18 protein-coding genes and 1 riboswitch are annotated in these 17,367 nt (G+C 44.3%); of the genes, 3 read left to right on the top strand and 15 right to left on the bottom strand.

Annotated elements, in window-relative coordinates; all coding sequences use genetic code 11:
* The first annotated feature begins 48 nt into the window (after positions 1–48).
* Complete coding sequence (locus tag J2T16_RS01450) at positions 49–783, top strand: alpha/beta hydrolase (protein WP_154957386.1); 735 nt, start codon at positions 49–51, stop codon at positions 781–783.
* Positions 784–1,032: 249 nt separating this feature from the next.
* Here J2T16_RS01450 and J2T16_RS01445 read toward each other — a convergent pair whose 3' ends face one another.
* Positions 1,033–1,503, bottom strand: a complete 471-nt coding sequence (locus J2T16_RS01445; RefSeq protein ID WP_154890441.1) for a low molecular weight protein-tyrosine-phosphatase — start codon at positions 1,501–1,503, stop codon at positions 1,033–1,035.
* Positions 1,504–1,509: 6 nt separating this feature from the next.
* Positions 1,510–2,205, bottom strand: a complete 696-nt coding sequence (locus J2T16_RS01440) for a trimeric intracellular cation channel family protein (RefSeq protein WP_090916699.1) — start codon at positions 2,203–2,205, stop codon at positions 1,510–1,512.
* A 191-nt stretch (positions 2,206–2,396) separates the two neighbouring features.
* On the opposite strand from J2T16_RS01440, the gene J2T16_RS01435 reads away from it, so the two are divergent.
* Positions 2,397–3,038, top strand: a complete 642-nt coding sequence (locus J2T16_RS01435) for a thiamine diphosphokinase (RefSeq protein WP_090916701.1) — start codon at positions 2,397–2,399, stop codon at positions 3,036–3,038.
* A gap of 338 nt (positions 3,039–3,376) precedes the next feature.
* Positions 3,377–3,877 (top strand): C40 family peptidase, encoded by a 501-nt coding sequence (locus tag J2T16_RS01430; protein WP_090916703.1) that lies wholly within the window; start codon positions 3,377–3,379, stop codon positions 3,875–3,877.
* 126 nt (positions 3,878–4,003) lie between these two features.
* Here J2T16_RS01430 and J2T16_RS01425 read toward each other — a convergent pair whose 3' ends face one another.
* The 13 genes from J2T16_RS01425 to J2T16_RS01365 all read right to left on the bottom strand — a co-directional run bounded on the left by J2T16_RS01425 (position 4,004) and on the right by J2T16_RS01365 (position 17,361).
* On the bottom strand, positions 4,004–4,705 hold the full coding sequence (locus tag J2T16_RS01425) for a winged helix-turn-helix domain-containing protein (RefSeq protein ID WP_499017577.1): 702 nt from the start codon (positions 4,703–4,705) through the stop codon (positions 4,004–4,006).
* Between the two features lie 144 nt (positions 4,706–4,849).
* Positions 4,850–5,899, bottom strand: coding sequence for a ThiF family adenylyltransferase (locus J2T16_RS01420; RefSeq protein ID WP_336120149.1), 1,050 nt, complete (start codon positions 5,897–5,899; stop codon positions 4,850–4,852).
* The gene (locus tag J2T16_RS01415; RefSeq protein ID WP_253500075.1) at positions 5,896–6,663 is read right to left on the bottom strand and encodes a thiazole synthase; all 768 of its coding nucleotides are present in this window, start codon (positions 6,661–6,663) and stop codon (positions 5,896–5,898) included. The genes J2T16_RS01420 and J2T16_RS01415 overlap by 4 nt, the downstream gene beginning before the upstream one ends.
* Before the next feature lie 83 nt (positions 6,664–6,746).
* Positions 6,747–6,950: a sulfur carrier protein ThiS gene (gene thiS, locus J2T16_RS01410; protein WP_145331528.1), complete on the bottom strand. Its 204-nt coding sequence runs from the start codon at positions 6,948–6,950 to the stop codon at positions 6,747–6,749.
* On the bottom strand, positions 6,947–8,191 hold the full coding sequence (gene thiO / locus J2T16_RS01405; protein ID WP_221789407.1) for a glycine oxidase ThiO: 1,245 nt from the start codon (positions 8,189–8,191) through the stop codon (positions 6,947–6,949). The genes thiS and thiO overlap by 4 nt, the downstream gene beginning before the upstream one ends.
* Positions 8,192–8,268: 77 nt before the next feature.
* Positions 8,269–8,988 (bottom strand): thiamine phosphate synthase, encoded by a 720-nt coding sequence (locus tag J2T16_RS01400; protein WP_499017572.1) that lies wholly within the window; start codon positions 8,986–8,988, stop codon positions 8,269–8,271.
* Between the two features lie 259 nt (positions 8,989–9,247).
* Positions 9,248–9,357, bottom strand: a riboswitch (TPP riboswitch).
* Between the two features lie 39 nt (positions 9,358–9,396).
* Positions 9,397–10,950 carry an ABC-F family ATP-binding cassette domain-containing protein gene (locus J2T16_RS01395; protein ID WP_090916720.1) on the bottom strand — a complete coding sequence of 518 codons (1,554 nt, stop codon included), beginning with the start codon at positions 10,948–10,950 and terminating at the stop codon, positions 9,397–9,399.
* A gap of 54 nt (positions 10,951–11,004) precedes the next feature.
* Entirely contained in the window at positions 11,005–12,027 is a 1,023-nt protein-coding gene (locus J2T16_RS01390; protein ID WP_308721667.1) for a hypothetical protein, read from the bottom strand.
* The gene (locus tag J2T16_RS01385; protein WP_308721666.1) at positions 12,014–12,565 is read right to left on the bottom strand and encodes a hypothetical protein; all 552 of its coding nucleotides are present in this window, start codon (positions 12,563–12,565) and stop codon (positions 12,014–12,016) included. The genes J2T16_RS01390 and J2T16_RS01385 overlap by 14 nt, the downstream gene beginning before the upstream one ends.
* Positions 12,562–12,960, bottom strand: coding sequence for a hypothetical protein (locus J2T16_RS01380; protein WP_499017569.1), 399 nt, complete (start codon positions 12,958–12,960; stop codon positions 12,562–12,564). The genes J2T16_RS01385 and J2T16_RS01380 overlap by 4 nt, the downstream gene beginning before the upstream one ends.
* Positions 12,961–12,976: 16 nt before the next feature.
* Positions 12,977–13,462 carry an ABC transporter permease gene (locus J2T16_RS01375; protein WP_090916729.1) on the bottom strand — a complete coding sequence of 162 codons (486 nt, stop codon included), beginning with the start codon at positions 13,460–13,462 and terminating at the stop codon, positions 12,977–12,979.
* 61 nt (positions 13,463–13,523) lie between these two features.
* Positions 13,524–15,590, bottom strand: coding sequence for a hypothetical protein (locus tag J2T16_RS01370; RefSeq protein ID WP_308721665.1), 2,067 nt, complete (start codon positions 15,588–15,590; stop codon positions 13,524–13,526).
* Positions 15,580–17,361 carry a pilus assembly protein CpaF gene (locus J2T16_RS01365; protein ID WP_499017566.1) on the bottom strand — a complete coding sequence of 594 codons (1,782 nt, stop codon included), beginning with the start codon at positions 17,359–17,361 and terminating at the stop codon, positions 15,580–15,582. Before J2T16_RS01365 ends, J2T16_RS01370 begins: the two co-directional genes overlap by 11 nt.
* Between the last annotated feature and the right edge of the window lie 6 nt (positions 17,362–17,367).

Below are 17,367 nucleotides of genomic sequence, written 5' to 3'. Positions count from 1 at the left end.
CCGTATTGCGCGGGTGAATGCAAAAATAACCCGGAAAGGTGACGTTTTATGACGGATTCCCGCTATTTGAAACGTACAATTGTTAAGGAAGAGATTGAAAGCCGTTATCTCGGCGAGAAACGAACCTTACGTATTTATCTCCCCCCAGGCTATAACGAACTGCTTAGCTACCCTGTCGTTTACTGTCAGGATGGCGAAGAGTTTTTCAACTTTGGCCGAATCGCTACCACAGCTAACCGCATCATTTTGGATGAAGGCGCCGAACCTTTCATTATTGTAGGGGTTCAAGTGGACGTCTCTGTAAGGACGCAGGAGTACGCTCCCTTTGGCAGTCGGTTTGAAGCTTATACGAAGTGCTTTGCAGAAGAGATTATTCCCTATGTCGAAGAGAAATATCCTGTAAGGCGCTCTCCGCAGGAACGTGTTCTTGCTGGTGATTCATTGGGAGGCAGTGTTTCATTGCATCTTGCACTGAAATATCCTGAGTTGTTCACCCGCGTTATCAGCATGTCTGGCGCCTTCTACTCCGCTTCTCAGGAAATCTATGCTGCAGCCGAAGACTTGTCCTGGTTGTCGATCTGGATGATTGTTGGTTTGCAGGAGACGGCCTTTGAAGCCGATACCGGAACGTATGATTTTGTACAGCTGAGCCGGGATACTCGTGATTTGCTGGAAAAACGTGGTGCTCTCGTCTCCTATCAGGAAAAAGACGGGAATCACCAATGGGGCTTCTGGCAAAAGGAACTGCCTGATGCCTTGCTTTACTTTTTACAAGAAGGTTAATAGAAGATTGTCTCAAAAAGTTAATGCAGGAATGGCTAAAAGGTTCTAGCTACAATTAAATATTTCGTTGAACAGGCGGCTGCATAGCCGCTTTTCTTTTTACGATTTTTTGGACAATACGTTGTTACCGCTTACATTCATGCCCTGAAAAAGAAGCAGGAGTTCTAATTCGTTCCGTTCCTGCTTCTTTGCCATTTCACCAATAATAATGAGCTACTCAAGCTTGGCTTGTATTTTATCTAATTAAAATCAGGTTAAAGGATGCTCTTCTTGGATTCTGTTCAGCAAGACATCGCAACCTGCGTTCACCAGCTCGTACACTTCTTCAAAGTTCCCTGTATAATACGGATCAGGCACTTCTCTCAGCTTTTCGTTCGGTAGCAAATCCATGAACTTGATAATCTCTGCCTCTTCTCCACCTGGCAGGCTACGTACATTCTCTGCATTGGAATTATCCATACATATAATGTAATCAAATTCAGTGAAGTCTGCACTCACAAATTGTCTTGCTGTCATGTTGGCATAAGAGATTTGATAACCATCAAGCAACTTACGGGTACCCTCATGCGGAGGTTTGCCCACATGCCAGTTGCCTGTACCAGCCGAATCAATCCGAATCTGTTCGCCAAGCCCCTTCTCCATCACTTTATGACGCATTACTGCTTCCGCCATAGGGGATCTGCAAATGTTACCGAGACATACAAATACAACGTTAATCATGATAAGTTACTCCCCCTTGCTCAAAGTACCTTGAATTACGGATGGTGCATGTTGCGGAATAAGTTTCTCCGGCTTCAAAACGACGGTTTCGTTAGGCGTCAACGAGCGGCGCGGCAGCTTCCATTTGTAGTGTACAGAACACATCCGGAAAAAGACAACTGTTGCAAAACAGATCAGCAAACCAATGTTTGTTGTAAACCAGCCCATTCCGATGGCAAACCCCGCTGCCATTGCCCATACCGCATAGATCTCATCACGAAGAACAAGCGGTTTACGTCCGGCAAGAAGATCCCGAATGATTCCTCCGCCAATTCCCGTCAGTACAGCTGCAACGATTACAGCACTGATGGGATGACCCATATTAGCCGCATACAATCCGCCCTGAATTGCAAAAGCAGCCAGTCCAATTGCATCAAACAAAGCTTCAGTCCGTTTCCAGTGACTAATCCACTTCAAGGGCAATACAAAAGCAACAGCTACAGAAACCAGCGCAAGCATGATTAACGAGCCCTGACTCCATAATGTTGTTACAGGCACGCCAATAAGCACATTCCGGATCACTCCGCCTCCGAATGCTGTCACAAGCCCAAGTACCAATACACCCAAAATATCATATTCCTCTTCCATAGCTACAAATGCACCGGACATTGCAAATGCGATCGTACCTATAATGCTGAATACTTCAAAAATGTGTAAGTCCAACCTGTTCAAACCTCACTTTTCAAGTCATCTCCATGTCGCTCTCCCCATTGTATCCGCGAGTACGGAAATTGTGCAACCACATTTTGTCGATTATACTGGTTTGGTGTATAGTTTTATAGCTTAGCGCAGGATTTAGCTTCAATTAGAAAATCAAATGGTGTCCCTCTATAAATAAGGAAGGATGAAATAGAATGGATTATAAACGTATTGTCATCTTCACAGGTGGTCAACTCACGCAGGAATTCCTTCAGGAGATTCAGCCCGATGACGTTATTATTGCGGCAGACCGCGGAGCCTTGTATTTAATCGAACATGGTATCCAACCGCACATCGCAGTGGGCGACTTCGATTCTATAACGGAAGAAGAACGAGAGATCGTAAACAGTAACAGTGTAGAATTCATTGCTTGTGATCCGATCCATAAAGATTTGACAGATACCGAAATGGCATTTGAAACAGCTCTGGATCATGAACCTACTCATATTCTCATCTTTGGCGCAACGGGCACACGAATGGATCACACTCTCGCCAATGTTCATATCATGGTTCGTGCTATGCAACATCATATCTCTTGTGCGCTTCAGGATGAGCACAATTATATGACGTTAACCACTTCAAGTGCTGTTGTCGAACAACGCGGTTTTACCTATGTCTCTTTGCTTCCATTAACACATGAGGTCACAGGGATATGCCTGGAAGGATTCATGTACCCTTTGGATCACGCTACTATACGTATGGGACAATCCTTAGGGATCAGTAACAAGCTATTGGACAAGTCAGGCACAGTTACGATTGATAGCGGCCTGTTACTTATTATTCAAAGCAAAGACTGAACACTAAATACTATATTAGTAAGGCATTTTTAAGTTAATACGAGTCAAAACCTAAAGCTCAACGCTTAATTATTACGTTTTTGTAACCTGTTATTTTGTTTCCTAAATCAAATTAAATGAAGAAATCCCCTTGATTATCAAGGGGATTTTTGTTTTATAGTTATTTCTGGATTCGTCAATGATTAATTTTTTGACATTTTTAATCGTATTTTAATAATTACATCTAAAGTACTGTCCTATCAACCTTTTTGCTTATGTATCCAATTTCTAGGGTGTTACAAACCTGTTATACTCGCTCTAGCAACTTAACGAAAACGAATTTTGGAGGTACTAACTACATGAAAACAAACTTCTTCATCCAAAAGGCCGTAACCGTCGGGTTGTGCGCTACACTAGGTTTTGGAGCTGTATTAATGACAAATGCACCTGTTGCACAAGCCGCAACGGCATCCGTATCAACAGGACAGCAAATTGTAAACTATGGTAAAAAATTCACTGGAACTCCATATAAATTTGGTGCTTCAACAACGACAACCAGATACTTTGACTGTTCTTCTTTTATGAAGTACATTTTCAAAAAATATGGTGTAGATCTTCCGCGCACTTCCGTACAACAATCCAAAGAAGGTAAATTCGTCTCTAAAGCCAACCTTCGTGTTGGTGACATGGTGTTCTTCTCGAGCGGCAGCCGCTCTACGGGTTCTAACATTACTCACGTTGGTGTGTATGCTGGAAACGGTAAAATTCTTCACACGTACGGCTCTCCAGGTGTAACCCTGTCTGATCTGAACTCCGGTACGTGGAAAAGAACTTACATTACAGCTCGCCGCGTCCTTTAGTCCATCTGCCTTTATAATTTAAACTGACGACCGGATCAATTGATCCGGTTTTTTCATATCATCCTATCCTTTAAATACCCGGATTAATCCTTGTTTCAAACTGGAGAATGGTGGAATATTTAAAAATCAGCTATCCACCAACATATAACCTATCCCTCGAACCGTCTGGATTAACTTCACCTCTCTGCCTTTATCCACTTTCACCCGTAGGTGTTTAATGTAAACATCAACAACGTTCGTATCCATGGCAAACTCATATCCCCACACATCGCGCAAAATATCTCCCCGTGTGCAGGCTTCATTCAAATGCAAGGCTAAAAACTCCAATAATTCATATTCTTTCGGGGTCAGGTTCAAATATTGCCCTCCACGACTCACTCTACGCGAACGCAGATTAATTCTGAGGTCTTGAACTATAATCATTTCCTCACCTTCATGGGAAGCACTGGCAAACAACCGGAGCAGGCTACGAATTCTCGCAAGCATAACCTTCCAATGAAGAGGCTCCTCCATTACATCATTCGCTCCAAAATCAAGCCAATCAATGACCCGTTGCGGCGAAACTTCAGGAATAATTACGATTAGAGGCGTGGATACACTAGGATTCATCCACCGCTTCAATGCAATTTTATCCTGTTCACTCTGATGCATATCCTCAGACTCTCGATCCACCAAAATAATCAAATGCGGACGAACAGCCCTAAAGTCCTCTATGTCGTTCAACTCATACCATTCTACATGCTTCACCTCATAACCCTCGTCTTGCATGATACGCTCTATACGGCCCACTAAATCCCCAGTACCCACTAATATGATAGCTGTTTTCATCATTTCTCACCCGGCCCGTCTGGTTTCCGTTGCTACTTGGCATGGATTGTACCGTTAGGATGCCATAAAAAGAAAAAGTCCATCCCCGCGGGGAACAGACTTTGTCAATGCATGAGTTTTGATATTACAAGTAATTGATGTGGTTTATCCAAAATATCGATGAACCAGCGTACGCGCTTCAGACGTATCTTTTGTGCCATGAACAAGGACACGACCATCCTGAAAAATGACCAACCGATGTTGACCTGTTGTGAATGACACCAGAAAAGGATTCATTTCCACTTTTCCTTCACCAAGCCGTTCCAATCGATCTGCTGTCTGCGGAAGGTCCAGTTGTATGCGGCGCGCAGGACGAATCTGAACAGTATCCCTACCACATAACACATCGGTTTTCTCCAGATTGGATGCAGAAAGAAACGGGTACGTAGCTGCTGGGCTACATGATGCACATTCTTGCTTTTTTGCCCCATCTACATTAATGGATATGTACTCGTTCCTCCACACATCAAATGACAACAATTTACGCCGAAGAGTAGCTGTGTTACCACTTAGCAACTTCATCGCTTCCGCTGTCTGATTGGCTGTCACCATCTGCACCGCTTGAGGAATGATGCCCGACGTATCACAAGTATCCCCACCAAGTGGTACTTCTCCTAAGAGGCAGTTTAAGCAAGGTGTTTCGCCAGGCAAAAACGTATACGTAATGCCATAGCTACCCACACATCCTCCGTATATCCAAGGTATATTGTGTTTCTGTGCCATATCATTAATCAGTAATCTTGTATCAAAATTATCCGTTGCATCCATGATTAAATCGGTATGCTCCACTAGCTCTTCAAGTTCATCCACGCGCACATCCATCACTTTGGCTTCGATGCGAACGCTTGAATTGATTTCTGTTAAACGTTTGACAGCCGCCATCGCTTTGGGCATGCGCTCAATCGCATCCTGTTCAACATAAAGTTGTTGCCGCTGGAGGTTGCTCCACTCCACATAGTCCCGATCTACAATGGTAATTTGCCCGACACCGGAACGCACTAGCGTTTCTGCAATACCTGTTCCAAGTGCGCCGGCTCCGATAATTAAAACTTTGCTGTCTTTTAACCTCGCTTGACCTTCTTTGCCGAGCGGAGCATATCGTTCCTGTCTGGAATAACGATCGCTCTGCTCCGCATGATGTAACTGATCTGTCATGTATGAACCATTCCTTCCACCGGACTGCTAGCTGCTGCATAACGTTTCACCGGAATCATGCCTGCCGTATACGCCAGTCTGCCCGCTTCGACCCCGAGCCGCATCGCTTTTGCCATGGCAACCGGATCATCTGATCCAGATACGGCTGTGTTAAGCAATACACCATCCGCCCCAAGTTCCATGGCATAAGCGGCATCTTTGGGAGAGCGTAACCCTGCATCTACAATAACAGGCACTGCCGCTTGCTCTATGATGATTTCGAGATTATAAGGGTTAATGATCCCTCTACCTGCTCCAATTGGCGAAGCTCCAGGCATGACTGCATGTACACCAAGCAATTGAAGCCGTTTAGCTAAAATAACGTCGTCCGAAATATAGGGCAACACGGTGAATCCTTTTTCGAGCAAAATGCTACAGGCCTTGTACGTTTCAAGCGGATCAGGGAGTAACGTTACTCCGTCTCCGATGACTTCGACTTTTATCATATCACAAAGCCCCGAAGCTCGCGCAAGCTCAGCGATCCTTACGGCTTCTTCCGCAGTCGAAGCACCCGCCGTATTGGGTAGCAATGTGTATTTGCTCAGATCCAGCGTATCCAGAAAGTGTTGCTTGCCCGCCTCCTCCAGATTCAGACGACGTACAGCAAAGGTCAGCACCTGGGTACCTGAAGCTTCCACAGCCTGACTCTGTACTTCCATATCGCTGAACTTGCCTGTTCCAAGCAACAACCTTGACTCAAACGAATATTTACCAATCGTTAACATCATTCAACCTCCTAGGTTTTAGCAAGTTTCAACTACCAACTACTCCATCAACAAGATTCAACCACGCCTGTGAATCACTTTGCTTAGCCGCCTCCGACGAAATGAACAATCTCAATCCGATCTCCTTCTCTTAGTGTTGTTGTTCCATGGTGATCTTTGGTCAAAATATTGCGATTCAACTCAACCACCACGGTTTTCACTTGTAAGTTAAATGATTGCAGTAATTTGTCGACACGATTTAACCCGTCGTCAACCTCCATCTTTTGCCCGTTCACGATAATGTTCACGACATAACCCCCTTTCTGTTCAATCGTTCAGGCGAAAATGCTTCGATCCCGATCTCTTCGGCACTCTTGCCCTCTACCATGTCTGCGATCCAGCGACCTGTTATTGCACTAAGCAATATCCCATTACGAAAATGTCCATACGCTGCATACAAGCCCGAAATCCCTTCACATTTGCCTATATACGGCAGCCCATCAGGGGTGGAAGGTCTTATACCTGCCCATGCCCGCACAAAGTCCGCCTCCTTGATTCCCGGAACCCAATAACTTGCCGCTCCAATCAATCGTTGCATACTATTTGCCGATACGCTGTGATCTTTTCTTCCTGGCAAACTGGTTGCTCCGATCCATACCTCTCCGTTTGCTTTCGGAACAATATAGACATCTTCTGCATATACCGTGCGATCGGGTCTGCCTCCAGCCTGATCTGTAGTAAACCGAACGGCCATAATTTCACCTTTCACCGGACTTGAAGGCAAAACGATCCCCACTTGATGCATGAGTTGCTCCCCGTGTAAACCAGCAGCTATGATAATATGTTTGCAACACATCTCTCCCTTAGCCGTTTTAATCCCTTGAACACCATGCTTATCTACGATCAGCTGAACATCTTGAACTCCTTCCAAAATGCGGGCACCCATCATTTCAGCTGACCTCGCATAAGCTCTTGTCAATGACACGGGCAACACTTCGCTCTCCAATGATCGGTAATAAGCGCCGTACGTATCCCGATTCAACCACAACGCTTCTCGTTGCACTGTGCTTCGATCCCACCAAAGTTGCTGCACTCCGGAAGTGGTATTTCGTCTATCCTTGTATTTACTTAGATCACCGTATGAACGAAACGGTGTGATAAATCCGTTGCGCCGTAAGCCAAGATCCATACCTGTTAAAGCGGATATTTGCTCTTTGTGCTTATGAAGTAATTCCCTACTGTCATATGCGGCTTGTGCCATGAGTGGATGAGCAAAATCCTCACTATCTGCTGCCAGCATGCCGGCAGCTGCACATGAAGCTCCGCTAGCAATCTCCGACTGCTCAACAAGCAGTACTTCCTGACCTCGGGATGCCAGTTCAAAAGCAATCGCACAGCCTATGACTCCACCGCCCACAATGATTGTTTCTGCATGAAAGGTTTCTGGTTTCTTAGTTGAAGTTTCGGATAGCGGTAGCCGCTTAAACTTATCTTGTTCACACGATGAGTCGATCACTTCCTCGGGTTGACTCGGTCCTCTCTGTACCATTTTGTCATCTCCTTGTTTGAACAACATTCCGATCTTATTAGGTTGGCGTCATTTCCAACTTTTTGATCGAGAAACATTCACTTCACCGCTTCCACAGCCTGTTTAAGAAGCGCAGCAGCATGAGCAGGGTTTGCATGTTTTAACACACTTGAGATCACAGCAGCACCCCTGGCTCCCGCAGACCTGACGGCCCGAATGTTACCTGGCTGAATCCCCCCAATTGCAATAACAGGCACCTTGACACTGGAGCACACTTCCGATAACGCATCTAATCCCCTCGCTACAGAATCCGGTTTGCTTGAACTTGCGTACACATGCCCGAAAAAAAGGTAATCCGCGCCATACTCTTCGGCAATTCTCGCTTCATGCAACGAATGCACCGATATCCCCAACCGGAGCCTCAAATCATGCTTGTTCTCCGGCTTTACCATTACTTTTGCCCTTTCCAGCATATCTTGGCTCCAATGTACCCCTTGATAAAAATAGCCTGACGAATATAGGTTCGCACCGTTGATTACAATGCGGGAAGCTGGAACACCCGCTTCTGCCATCAATTTGGCCCAGTTAAAACATTCCTGTTGCGAGAGTTGCTTTTCCCGGATATGAATGTAATGCACATAAGGCCAAATATCTTTGGCTGCCTTCAACATGACTGACTGTTCCGCTTTATTCGTAGATATCACATGTAACTCAAAAAAGTCTTGCTCTAGTCCACAGGTTGGTACAGATTTATCTGTCCGCTTGTACCACTGGTCTGTTGAAGTTTTACCTGATTCATGAGCATCATAATCAAACATCAAGGTATGCAATCTCGTTCTCGCTCCTTTCAGCTACAGGCTTGGAGAAGTAGTAATGACAAATATAAAACCAAAAAAGCCACTCCCGTAGGGGAGTGGCTGCGTATAAACAAAGGTTCAGTTCAATCACAAGCGTCTGACAAATACCTGTTAAACAGTTTGATAGTCAAATCTATAACTGTTTATTTGATATTGAACCGCTTGGCATCACGATGTAATAAAATCCTGTTCTTACGTTAAGAATCATTACTATCGTTTTCGCTGAAACGCGCCACTTCCCTACGCTGGTATGATCCAGATCAGGTGCAAAGGGTCCGGAATCGCATTCTTCCATCTCAGCCGCATCGTGCGGCCCCCCCAGTGTTCATATGAAGTTGTAGCCTATATTACCACAACCGGTTTTTTTTGTCATCGTGCTTTTTCGGACCACTCTTCTACATCCCACGTTTTGGTGACCCAGCCTTCATAAAAATCCGGTTCGTGCGATACAAGTAAAACGGTTCCTTTATATTCCTTCAGCGCCCGCTGTAGCTCAGCCTTCGCCGTTACATCCAGATGGTTTGTCGGCTCATCAAACAAGACCCAGTTGCTCTCACGCATCAATAGTTTGCACAAACGGACTTTGGCTTGCTCCCCCCCGCTCAGCATGTTAAGCGGACGCGTAATATGCTCATTTTTGAGCCCGCAACGTGCAAGATGTCCTCGCACCTCGTTCTGCGTTAGATGTGAAAACTCGTTCCATACATCATCGATCGGTGTAATATTCCCGGCTCGCACTTCCTGTTCAAAGTATGCCGTCTCCAAATAATCTCCAAGAAACGTTTTTCCGCTTATTGGCGCTATTTTACCCAAGATTGTTTTAAGCAGTGTTGATTTACCTACCCCGTTACACCCCACAATCGCGATCTTTTCACCACGTTCAATCGTCATGGTCATCTTAGGTAGTAATGGATACGTATAACCGATCTCAAAATCAATACCTTCAAAAACGGTTTTGCTGCTTGCGCGGGCATCCTTGAACTTAAATGTTGGTTTTGCTGCTTCGTCTGGTCGATCAATTCGCTCGACCTTTCCAAGTTGTTTTTCCCGGCTTTTCGCTCGACCAGAGGTCGAAGCTCGAGCTTTGTTTCGTTGAATGAAATCTTCCTGCTTTTTGATGTATTCCTGTTGCTTCTCATAGGCATCAATATGCTGTGCTTTCTGCATATCCGCCATTTCAAGAAATTTCTCATAGTTGGCCGCATAACGCGTCAATTTTGCAAATTCCAGATGATAAATGACATTAACCACTTCATTCATGAACTCTGTATCATGGGAAATCAATAGAAAAGCATATGGGTAGTCTTTCAAATATCTAGTTAGCCACTCAATATGCTCTACATCCAGATAGTTTGTCGGCTCATCCAACAAAAGGGCAGTGGGTTTCTCCAACAACAATTTTGCAAGCAGGACTTTCGTACGTTGTCCACCACTGAGAGCTGCAACATCCCGATCAAGGCCAATTGCATTTAATCCCAAACCGTTTGCCATTTCTTCCACTTTCACATCAATCAGATAAAAATCGCCCTGTTCAAGCTGTTCCTGAATATCTCCCATTTCTTCAAGCAACTGCTCAAGTTTGTCTGGATCGGCATCAGCCATCTGATCCGTAATGGCCATCATTTGCTTCTCCAGTTCCAGTAGCGGCAAAAAAGCATCTTTAAGCACATCACGAATGGTCTTGCCTGGTGTTAACTTCGTATGTTGATCCAAATAGCCATATCGAACTTTTGGCGTCCATTCCACTTTACCGCTATCCTTAAGCAATTTTCCGGTGAGAATATTCATTAGGGTTGATTTTCCGGCACCATTAGCCCCAACCAGACCCACTCGTTCTCCAGCAAGCAGACGAAACGAAACATTTTTAAATAACGTACGGTCTCCAAAATTGTGACTGACGTTCTCTACTGACAATAAACTCATAAGATGAGACTGCTCCTATCTATATACATTACTTTTAGTTCACGTTCCAAAACCCTATTCTAGCACAGGTTCAGTCTTTTCTGAAAGTAATGACACTTGCGCGAAGCAATCATATTCGAAATAACCTCTGGCCGCTGCCTGTCTTGCAGTTGTAAACACCTCTTCAGCACGAAAACCGGGGTTACAGGTGGCAGGATAATGATATTTTATGCCTGTTTCGGGATCAATCCCGCCAATGATCGCTGTTTTTTTGACTAGCCGGCCTCCACCAATGGCATAATTGTTAATCTTCTGACCCCCTACAGCGATCCCCTGTATAAAAGCCATAATACCCGTATCATTGATCGAATTGTACCAATCTTCCTGCGAGACTAAAGGCATCGTGAATAGATAAGCGACACCATTTCTCCTGGCAAATTCATTATGTCGATTGATTACGTCTGCAAGCTCTTCCTGTATTCGGGTCACGATCCGGCTACGCCGCACCTGTTCAAAAGTTGTAGAGTCCTGAAACAATGGAATCGTGGAATTCGAGGCCAGCTCCTGCTGAAATCCTTCGATCCATTTCCCTGCACCAGCATCATAAGCATACACATAACCGTCAAGTGTGAAATTAATGCTATTTCCGTCTGAATCTGAATATGTATAAGGTTTTTTGGGACTCCACACATGTCTATGAGACTTTTCCATCTCCCCAGTCATCTCGGTTTCCTTGGCAAAAATGTAATAACCATCATAATCCAGAACTACAACCGCTGGAATATAATCAAACATATGTTGAATAGCTTCCTTGTCATCCTGTATGCCCATGTTTAATGCCATCGTTTGGGTAAAGGTGGTCAACGCCAGTTCCTTATCCGCTTTAACAAACTTGGCAGAATCATAACCTGCTTCAGCATGTTGTTTTTCATTCTGGTGCATGACCGCACCAGCATCCATAACTGCGGTTTGTAACGCTGTTTTGTAGCGATAAGCCAGTTCATTGGCCTCTTGCGCATCTTGCGTATGAAACGAGAGGATATAAAATAACGGAAAGAAAATGAGAATAAACACGATAGAAAGCTCAGTAATCTTCATTCAGTACCATACCTCCATAAGAAGCAAAAACCGCAGAAGCCTGAACTGTACCTTGTAACCATTCTCGTATCATCATGGAAGGTGTGCGGTTGGTACTTTTAAGACTCACGGTGAAGAAGTCACCCATATTGAGCGTATATCTGCGCCCGGGATCATCGACGGACAATGCGCTAGACAACGGATATAACCGCTCCTGAATCTGTGACAAGTAGTATGCATCATGAACAACCTCGTATGTACCCGTGAAGCTACTCTGAATCATCGGATCTGAATACTGGGGGACATATTTTTTGTGTAAATGTTCCATGGATATGTCATAGTTATTGCCCGTTTGGGCTAACTGTTCTTGAAACTCCGCGAGCATTCGAGGTGAGATATATCCCTTGGTGCGGACAGCATCCACAAATCGTATGACACTCTGAGTCGCTGTCAAGCGTGCAATATCATCCTGACGTTCAGCAGTCTCGGCTGCAGGATACACATAGAGCAGTAGAACGGCAAGCATTACCGCAAACAATTTGGATACTGCATTGATCACGGTCCCTGTACCTCCTTCCAAAAAGAAAGCTTTAACAATTCACCGGATGCACTTCGGTTATATTCAGCTCGATAATTCCCATCCAGCTCAACCGGAACCATAGCTGATCGATGTTCAAGTGGATCAATCACATACTCATGACCGTCTAACTCAACATGAACCCCTGTACCTGTCATTTGCCGCACCGTATGCAGAACCTCAGCTCCGGTGTATCCGACAAAACCACCTGTAAGAAGTGTCGTATGAACTCTTCCTTCCATAGCCGCATTTGTTTTCACCCTGTCATTCAAGGCTTCGTTTAAAATATGGATATTCCACTGCCCGTACAGGCAGGCTGTCACAAAAAGGACAACCGCCGTACAGAACAGCATCATATGCTGTGTGTTCCGGGTCATATTCAACCAGCTCCAGTCAGGATTGCTGGAATATCAGACCTCTAACCACATTGGATCGGTCTTTAACGATAATGGCTTTAAATTTACCGCTTGGATTAACGTATTGATTGTCCTTTTCACTCATCGTCTGATTAATGCTGCCTACCTTGTCATCAGGTGCAATGACAGAACCATAGTCCGCATTATTAACGTCCTGAGAGATGTTGAGCTGATTACCGTACCACTGTCCGCCTTTGTTTTTACCTGTAATAACCTGAATACCAAACTGGTCCTTGTCCGCGTATTTCCGTAATGCATTGGTCACTTGTGATCCACTGATGGTTGTTCCGTCATACACCGTAAATGCTGCCTGAGAAAGCTCGGTTTGAATATCTGCAAAGTTATTCTGGGCTGTTTTCGTTGCCTCCTGAGCCGAAATAAATAACAACACTACAATCGTAATCAAAGCAATCGTCAAAAATATCCCCGCTGCCACCTTTAAAGCACTTGATGCATTATTCATACTAAATACCTCCTAAAGTGTTATGAATGATTATTTTTCAGTTCTTCGTACAAGCGAAACACTACAGTTTCTGGATTTGTTCATAATACATGCTCATCTGTACAAAACTCATGCCTACCAGCGGAATAACAAGATACATGAAGATCAGAGCGTACATGGGTGTAAAACCGATCGTCCTCCCCCATCCAGCCTTGATATCAATGATTTTGCTGTACTCCTGTTTGCGCTGTTCAAAATAAAAGGCCATCATGCTTTCTAAATCATCAAAAGCTTCTCGAATGGATATTTTACCTAGAGCCAGTTGCAGTTTATCAATCAAACGTTGAAATTCAGGCAAACCCACCTCCTCTTTTAATTGTTCAAGCGCTTGTTCAGGCCCATGTTCGAAGTGCAACAAACACTTTTGTAGTGGCCTTTTGAAAATGACAGCGAATCGATTAAGCCATTCTACAATCTCCTCTACAGACATTCGATCCATCTCTCGTAAAATTGAAATGACTGTCTGAAATTGATAAATTTCATGTCTCATATCCAACCTTCGCATTTTACGCTGGAACAACATAAGCCAGATGGGCAGATTATATCCCCCTATACCTATAAGCAGTGCCAAAACAATCTCCCACCATCGCATATATTGGTTGTTATATGCTTCGATCTTGTCTATAATCCGCTGAATTGTTGCCGTCTGAGCATCATGATCAAGCTGGGCTGGTGTAAGCTGCAACAGCGCGATGGAAATATCTTCGTATGTGGCCGCCCGCTTCATCTCAACATACGCCATAACCTTTCCATCCAGTGCGGTCTTCTCTCGGGCAACTTTCAAATCTGCCTCTGACATTGCACCAAACATGCGGTCATCCCTGATTGGATCGTGCAATATGTGATTACGCTCGACTTGATGTAGCAAAAGAATCAAGCTTACAGTCAGAACCAGACAACTAGCGAATAGCAATAATCTGCGAATAGCTAACCATTCATATTTCAGCTCGGTACTGCTCTCTCTCATTAACCTGATCATCTGATTGTAAGGAGTTGTTCCGGGTTTGGCTGCAAAAAGCATCGCCAGCCTCCGCAAAAAAATATGCTTATACAAAAAACGATCCAGTCTGCATTGTTTCTTCCCGGAACGGTAGCGGGTTTCATCATATTGCTGAAGACGCTGTAATAGCAAGTAAGCAACAATGATGATAATGTATATGGATATTTTAGTGATAAAACCAAGTTTGCTACGATAAAAATCATCCATCGTCGGGAAACTGACCCGAGCCCAACGCTCAATTGGCCCTGTAAAGAGTACAGGTACAAGAGCAATCACGTTTAACCCTTGTAGCAGATAATCAAGCCTGTCACGCCTTAATATCTCCAGGTGTATCTCCTGAGTAAGATTACCTATACCTTTCAGATAGATGGAGCCCTGCTCCTTATCCTTATCTCCGAACTCCATCACCATATAAGATACACCGGCAAAACCTTTGAGAAAACGGTTGGGTGCCACTTCATAATATCGTTCAAGTGCTTCATTGGGGTCGGGAGAAGTCAACGCTTCATAGATTAGCCTCACCTGCTCGGCAGCTTCTCCTGTACCTGCTTCGGACGCTTCATAGAGCGCTTCCTCAACCATGCCATGCTGATGATACCGATGTCTTACATCGGCGAACAAATCTAGCATTTGCACCAGCAGTTTTTTCTCCATACGACTCAGGCACATATCTAACACAAGACTATTCAGCACGATAGCACACAGCGTAGCCAGAAGAATAAAGGCGATACCTGGCTGTAACCAAAACAACACTGTACTTACACTTCCGTACCCGCCCATAATAATCAGAACAACAGTCATCGTGACTCTGCGAAGCGCTGGTTCATCACTGGCATAACGATATGAGATTCTTTTTTGCACTTGCAAAATATACGAGGAAAGCAAGGGTATCTTCATACCGACTTGATATGTCTGCAACAGGAAACTTCCCCAATCTCTATACTTCTTGCCTTGAAAATTCACGATTTTCCCCGCAGCGTACATCGAGGTTGACTCTCTCTGCCTCAGCATACGAAGAATGATCAGCGTGATGACTAAACCAACTACACAAAAACTGACTACAACCAACAATAGCCATTTAATGCTCATAGGTTTCACCCCAGTGTTGTCCAATAAACCGCCCAAACTTCTCGGCATCTGGTAGCGTCATCTGCTCCTGCATGTCTTCGATGCTAGAAGCCGAGATCGGAGCAGTAGCCACATATTTCCCTTGGCGATACTCTACGACATTTCTAAATGTGAACCCAGCACTTTCTTTCATATTTTCTGCTTCAAGGGAGTGGGGAATACATTCAGTAATCCGCTCAATATATCTGCGGCCCTCTGCATCTTTTTTCATATGAACATCAAAGTTAATGACACTGACAACCTGTTCTTCGGCAATATGTTCATGCTGAAACATACCTGTTTTAAGTAATGAATTCCGGAGTGAAAACACCAGATCACGGAATGTCTTGGCGTGATGTGTAAACAGGGTAAACAAACTCGCCACCTGTGACATCTGAATCATCCAGGCAGCCACCTCATCACTCGCAACCTCACCGAGAATGTTTACTGTCCCATCTGTTTTTTTCTGTAAATCCAGTCCTTGCTGACCCGATATATGTTCCGTTTCCCGAAAACTCAGAATGTTACGGCGACTGTATATCCGTCTTAATTGCAACTCAAATGCCATCTCCTGTACACGCAAAGTATAGGAAGCATAGATATGTTTCACCATCGCCATAAGCAATGTTGTTTTACCAGAGCCCTGTGCACCGGTTACTGCCGTGATCCGACTACCTTTCATCAAATATTGCAACAGTTCTATTGGTAATTGTGCGTTGTTACCTGTAATCAATTGTTCAAGGGAGGCGTTGGGAATATCAAACTTCCGAACAAAGAATGCCCAGGATTCCGCAAAAGGAGGACGCACAACGACAACACGTGAGCCGTCTTTCATCTCATTCACTTTATAACCACTTGATTCCGATAATTGACCAGGATAATTGTATTTATATATGTTCTGACACACTCGTTTCAACTCCCAGATACTGCCAAAGCTTAAGAAAGACAAATGAATAGACTTCCCTTTATAAAAAATCCATACACTCTCCATCCCGCTTAGCGGTTCCTCGTTATGCTCATCCTCAAAAGCATGTTCCAAAAGATCATTCCATGAAGCGGGTACATGATTTCCCTTATGTGGCAGTATTTCAAGAGCCCCGCTTACCCCTCCGCTGACACCATCGATCCGTTGATCCCTGATTTCATCTACTACCGAGAATCCTTTATAATTTTGATATATACGCTGCACGATAATTTCTACCTTTTCTCTAAATCCCAATTCCCGGTATTCACAATCAAAAACATGCTGGATATCTTGATCGGAAATATAGTAACTTCCGCCATCTTCTGAGCCATGTTCCTGCCTAAGTTTACCTAAATCATAGGTATCAATCATTCTGGAAAGAGCATCTACCCCAAATTGCTCACGGTATAAATAAAAGATGATCTCGAAGCGGTCTTGCACGCTTAATCGTTCTGGTTCAGCAAACATCATCACTTCGTCGACGTTGGATTTATTCAAACCAATACTTCGTGTCAACAAGTCACTAATCAGGTTTTTGACATACGTCTTGTCACTGATGCTTCCTGATACACAGCTTTTGAGCGCCTTTCTCATCTCAGCTCGTTGATTGATTCTACGGCGATACTCTTCTTCATGTAAACCGGCATCGGCAAGTTGGCTATGGCTTATTTCATGCAATGAATTTTTTACTTGTTCAATCAATGTCTCAAACGTAAAGTACTCCTGCTCAGGTATACGTTCATTTTTTTCCCGCATATAGGCTCGATACTTGAACCATACATACCACATACCTGT

This window comes from Paenibacillus intestini (assembly GCF_030803945.1).
In the GTDB taxonomy this organism is placed as follows: domain Bacteria; phylum Bacillota; class Bacilli; order Paenibacillales; family Paenibacillaceae; genus Paenibacillus; species Paenibacillus polysaccharolyticus.
This window is presented reverse-complemented; position numbering and strand designations above follow the sequence as displayed.

Bases quoted from the DNA above. Each gene is read 5' to 3' on its own strand.
- J2T16_RS01365 (WP_499017566.1), bottom strand. From the start codon at position 17,361: ATGTGGTATGTATGGTTCAAGTATCGAGCCTATATGCGGGAAAAAAAT.
- J2T16_RS01425 (WP_499017577.1), bottom strand. From the start codon at position 4,705: ATGAAAACAGCTATCATATTAGTGGGTACTGGGGATTTAGTGGGCCGT.
- J2T16_RS01375 (WP_090916729.1), bottom strand. From the start codon at position 13,462: ATGAATAATGCATCAAGTGCTTTAAAGGTGGCAGCGGGGATATTTTTG.
- J2T16_RS01370 (WP_308721665.1), bottom strand. From the start codon at position 15,590: ATGAGCATTAAATGGCTATTGTTGGTTGTAGTCAGTTTTTGTGTAGTT.
- J2T16_RS01450 (WP_154957386.1), top strand. From the start codon at position 49: ATGACGGATTCCCGCTATTTGAAACGTACAATTGTTAAGGAAGAGATT.
- J2T16_RS01400 (WP_499017572.1), bottom strand. From the start codon at position 8,988: ATGTTTGATTATGATGCTCATGAATCAGGTAAAACTTCAACAGACCAG.
- J2T16_RS01390 (WP_308721667.1), bottom strand. From the start codon at position 12,027: ATGAAGATTACTGAGCTTTCTATCGTGTTTATTCTCATTTTCTTTCCG.
- J2T16_RS01445 (WP_154890441.1), bottom strand. From the start codon at position 1,503: ATGATTAACGTTGTATTTGTATGTCTCGGTAACATTTGCAGATCCCCT.
- thiO (WP_221789407.1), bottom strand. From the start codon at position 8,191: ATGGTACAGAGAGGACCGAGTCAACCCGAGGAAGTGATCGACTCATCG.
- J2T16_RS01420 (WP_336120149.1), bottom strand. From the start codon at position 5,899: ATGACAGATCAGTTACATCATGCGGAGCAGAGCGATCGTTATTCCAGA.
- J2T16_RS01395 (WP_090916720.1), bottom strand. From the start codon at position 10,950: ATGAGTTTATTGTCAGTAGAGAACGTCAGTCACAATTTTGGAGACCGT.
- J2T16_RS01415 (WP_253500075.1), bottom strand. From the start codon at position 6,663: ATGTTAACGATTGGTAAATATTCGTTTGAGTCAAGGTTGTTGCTTGGA.
- J2T16_RS01435 (WP_090916701.1), top strand. From the start codon at position 2,397: ATGGATTATAAACGTATTGTCATCTTCACAGGTGGTCAACTCACGCAG.
- J2T16_RS01430 (WP_090916703.1), top strand. From the start codon at position 3,377: ATGAAAACAAACTTCTTCATCCAAAAGGCCGTAACCGTCGGGTTGTGC.
- J2T16_RS01380 (WP_499017569.1), bottom strand. From the start codon at position 12,960: ATGACCCGGAACACACAGCATATGATGCTGTTCTGTACGGCGGTTGTC.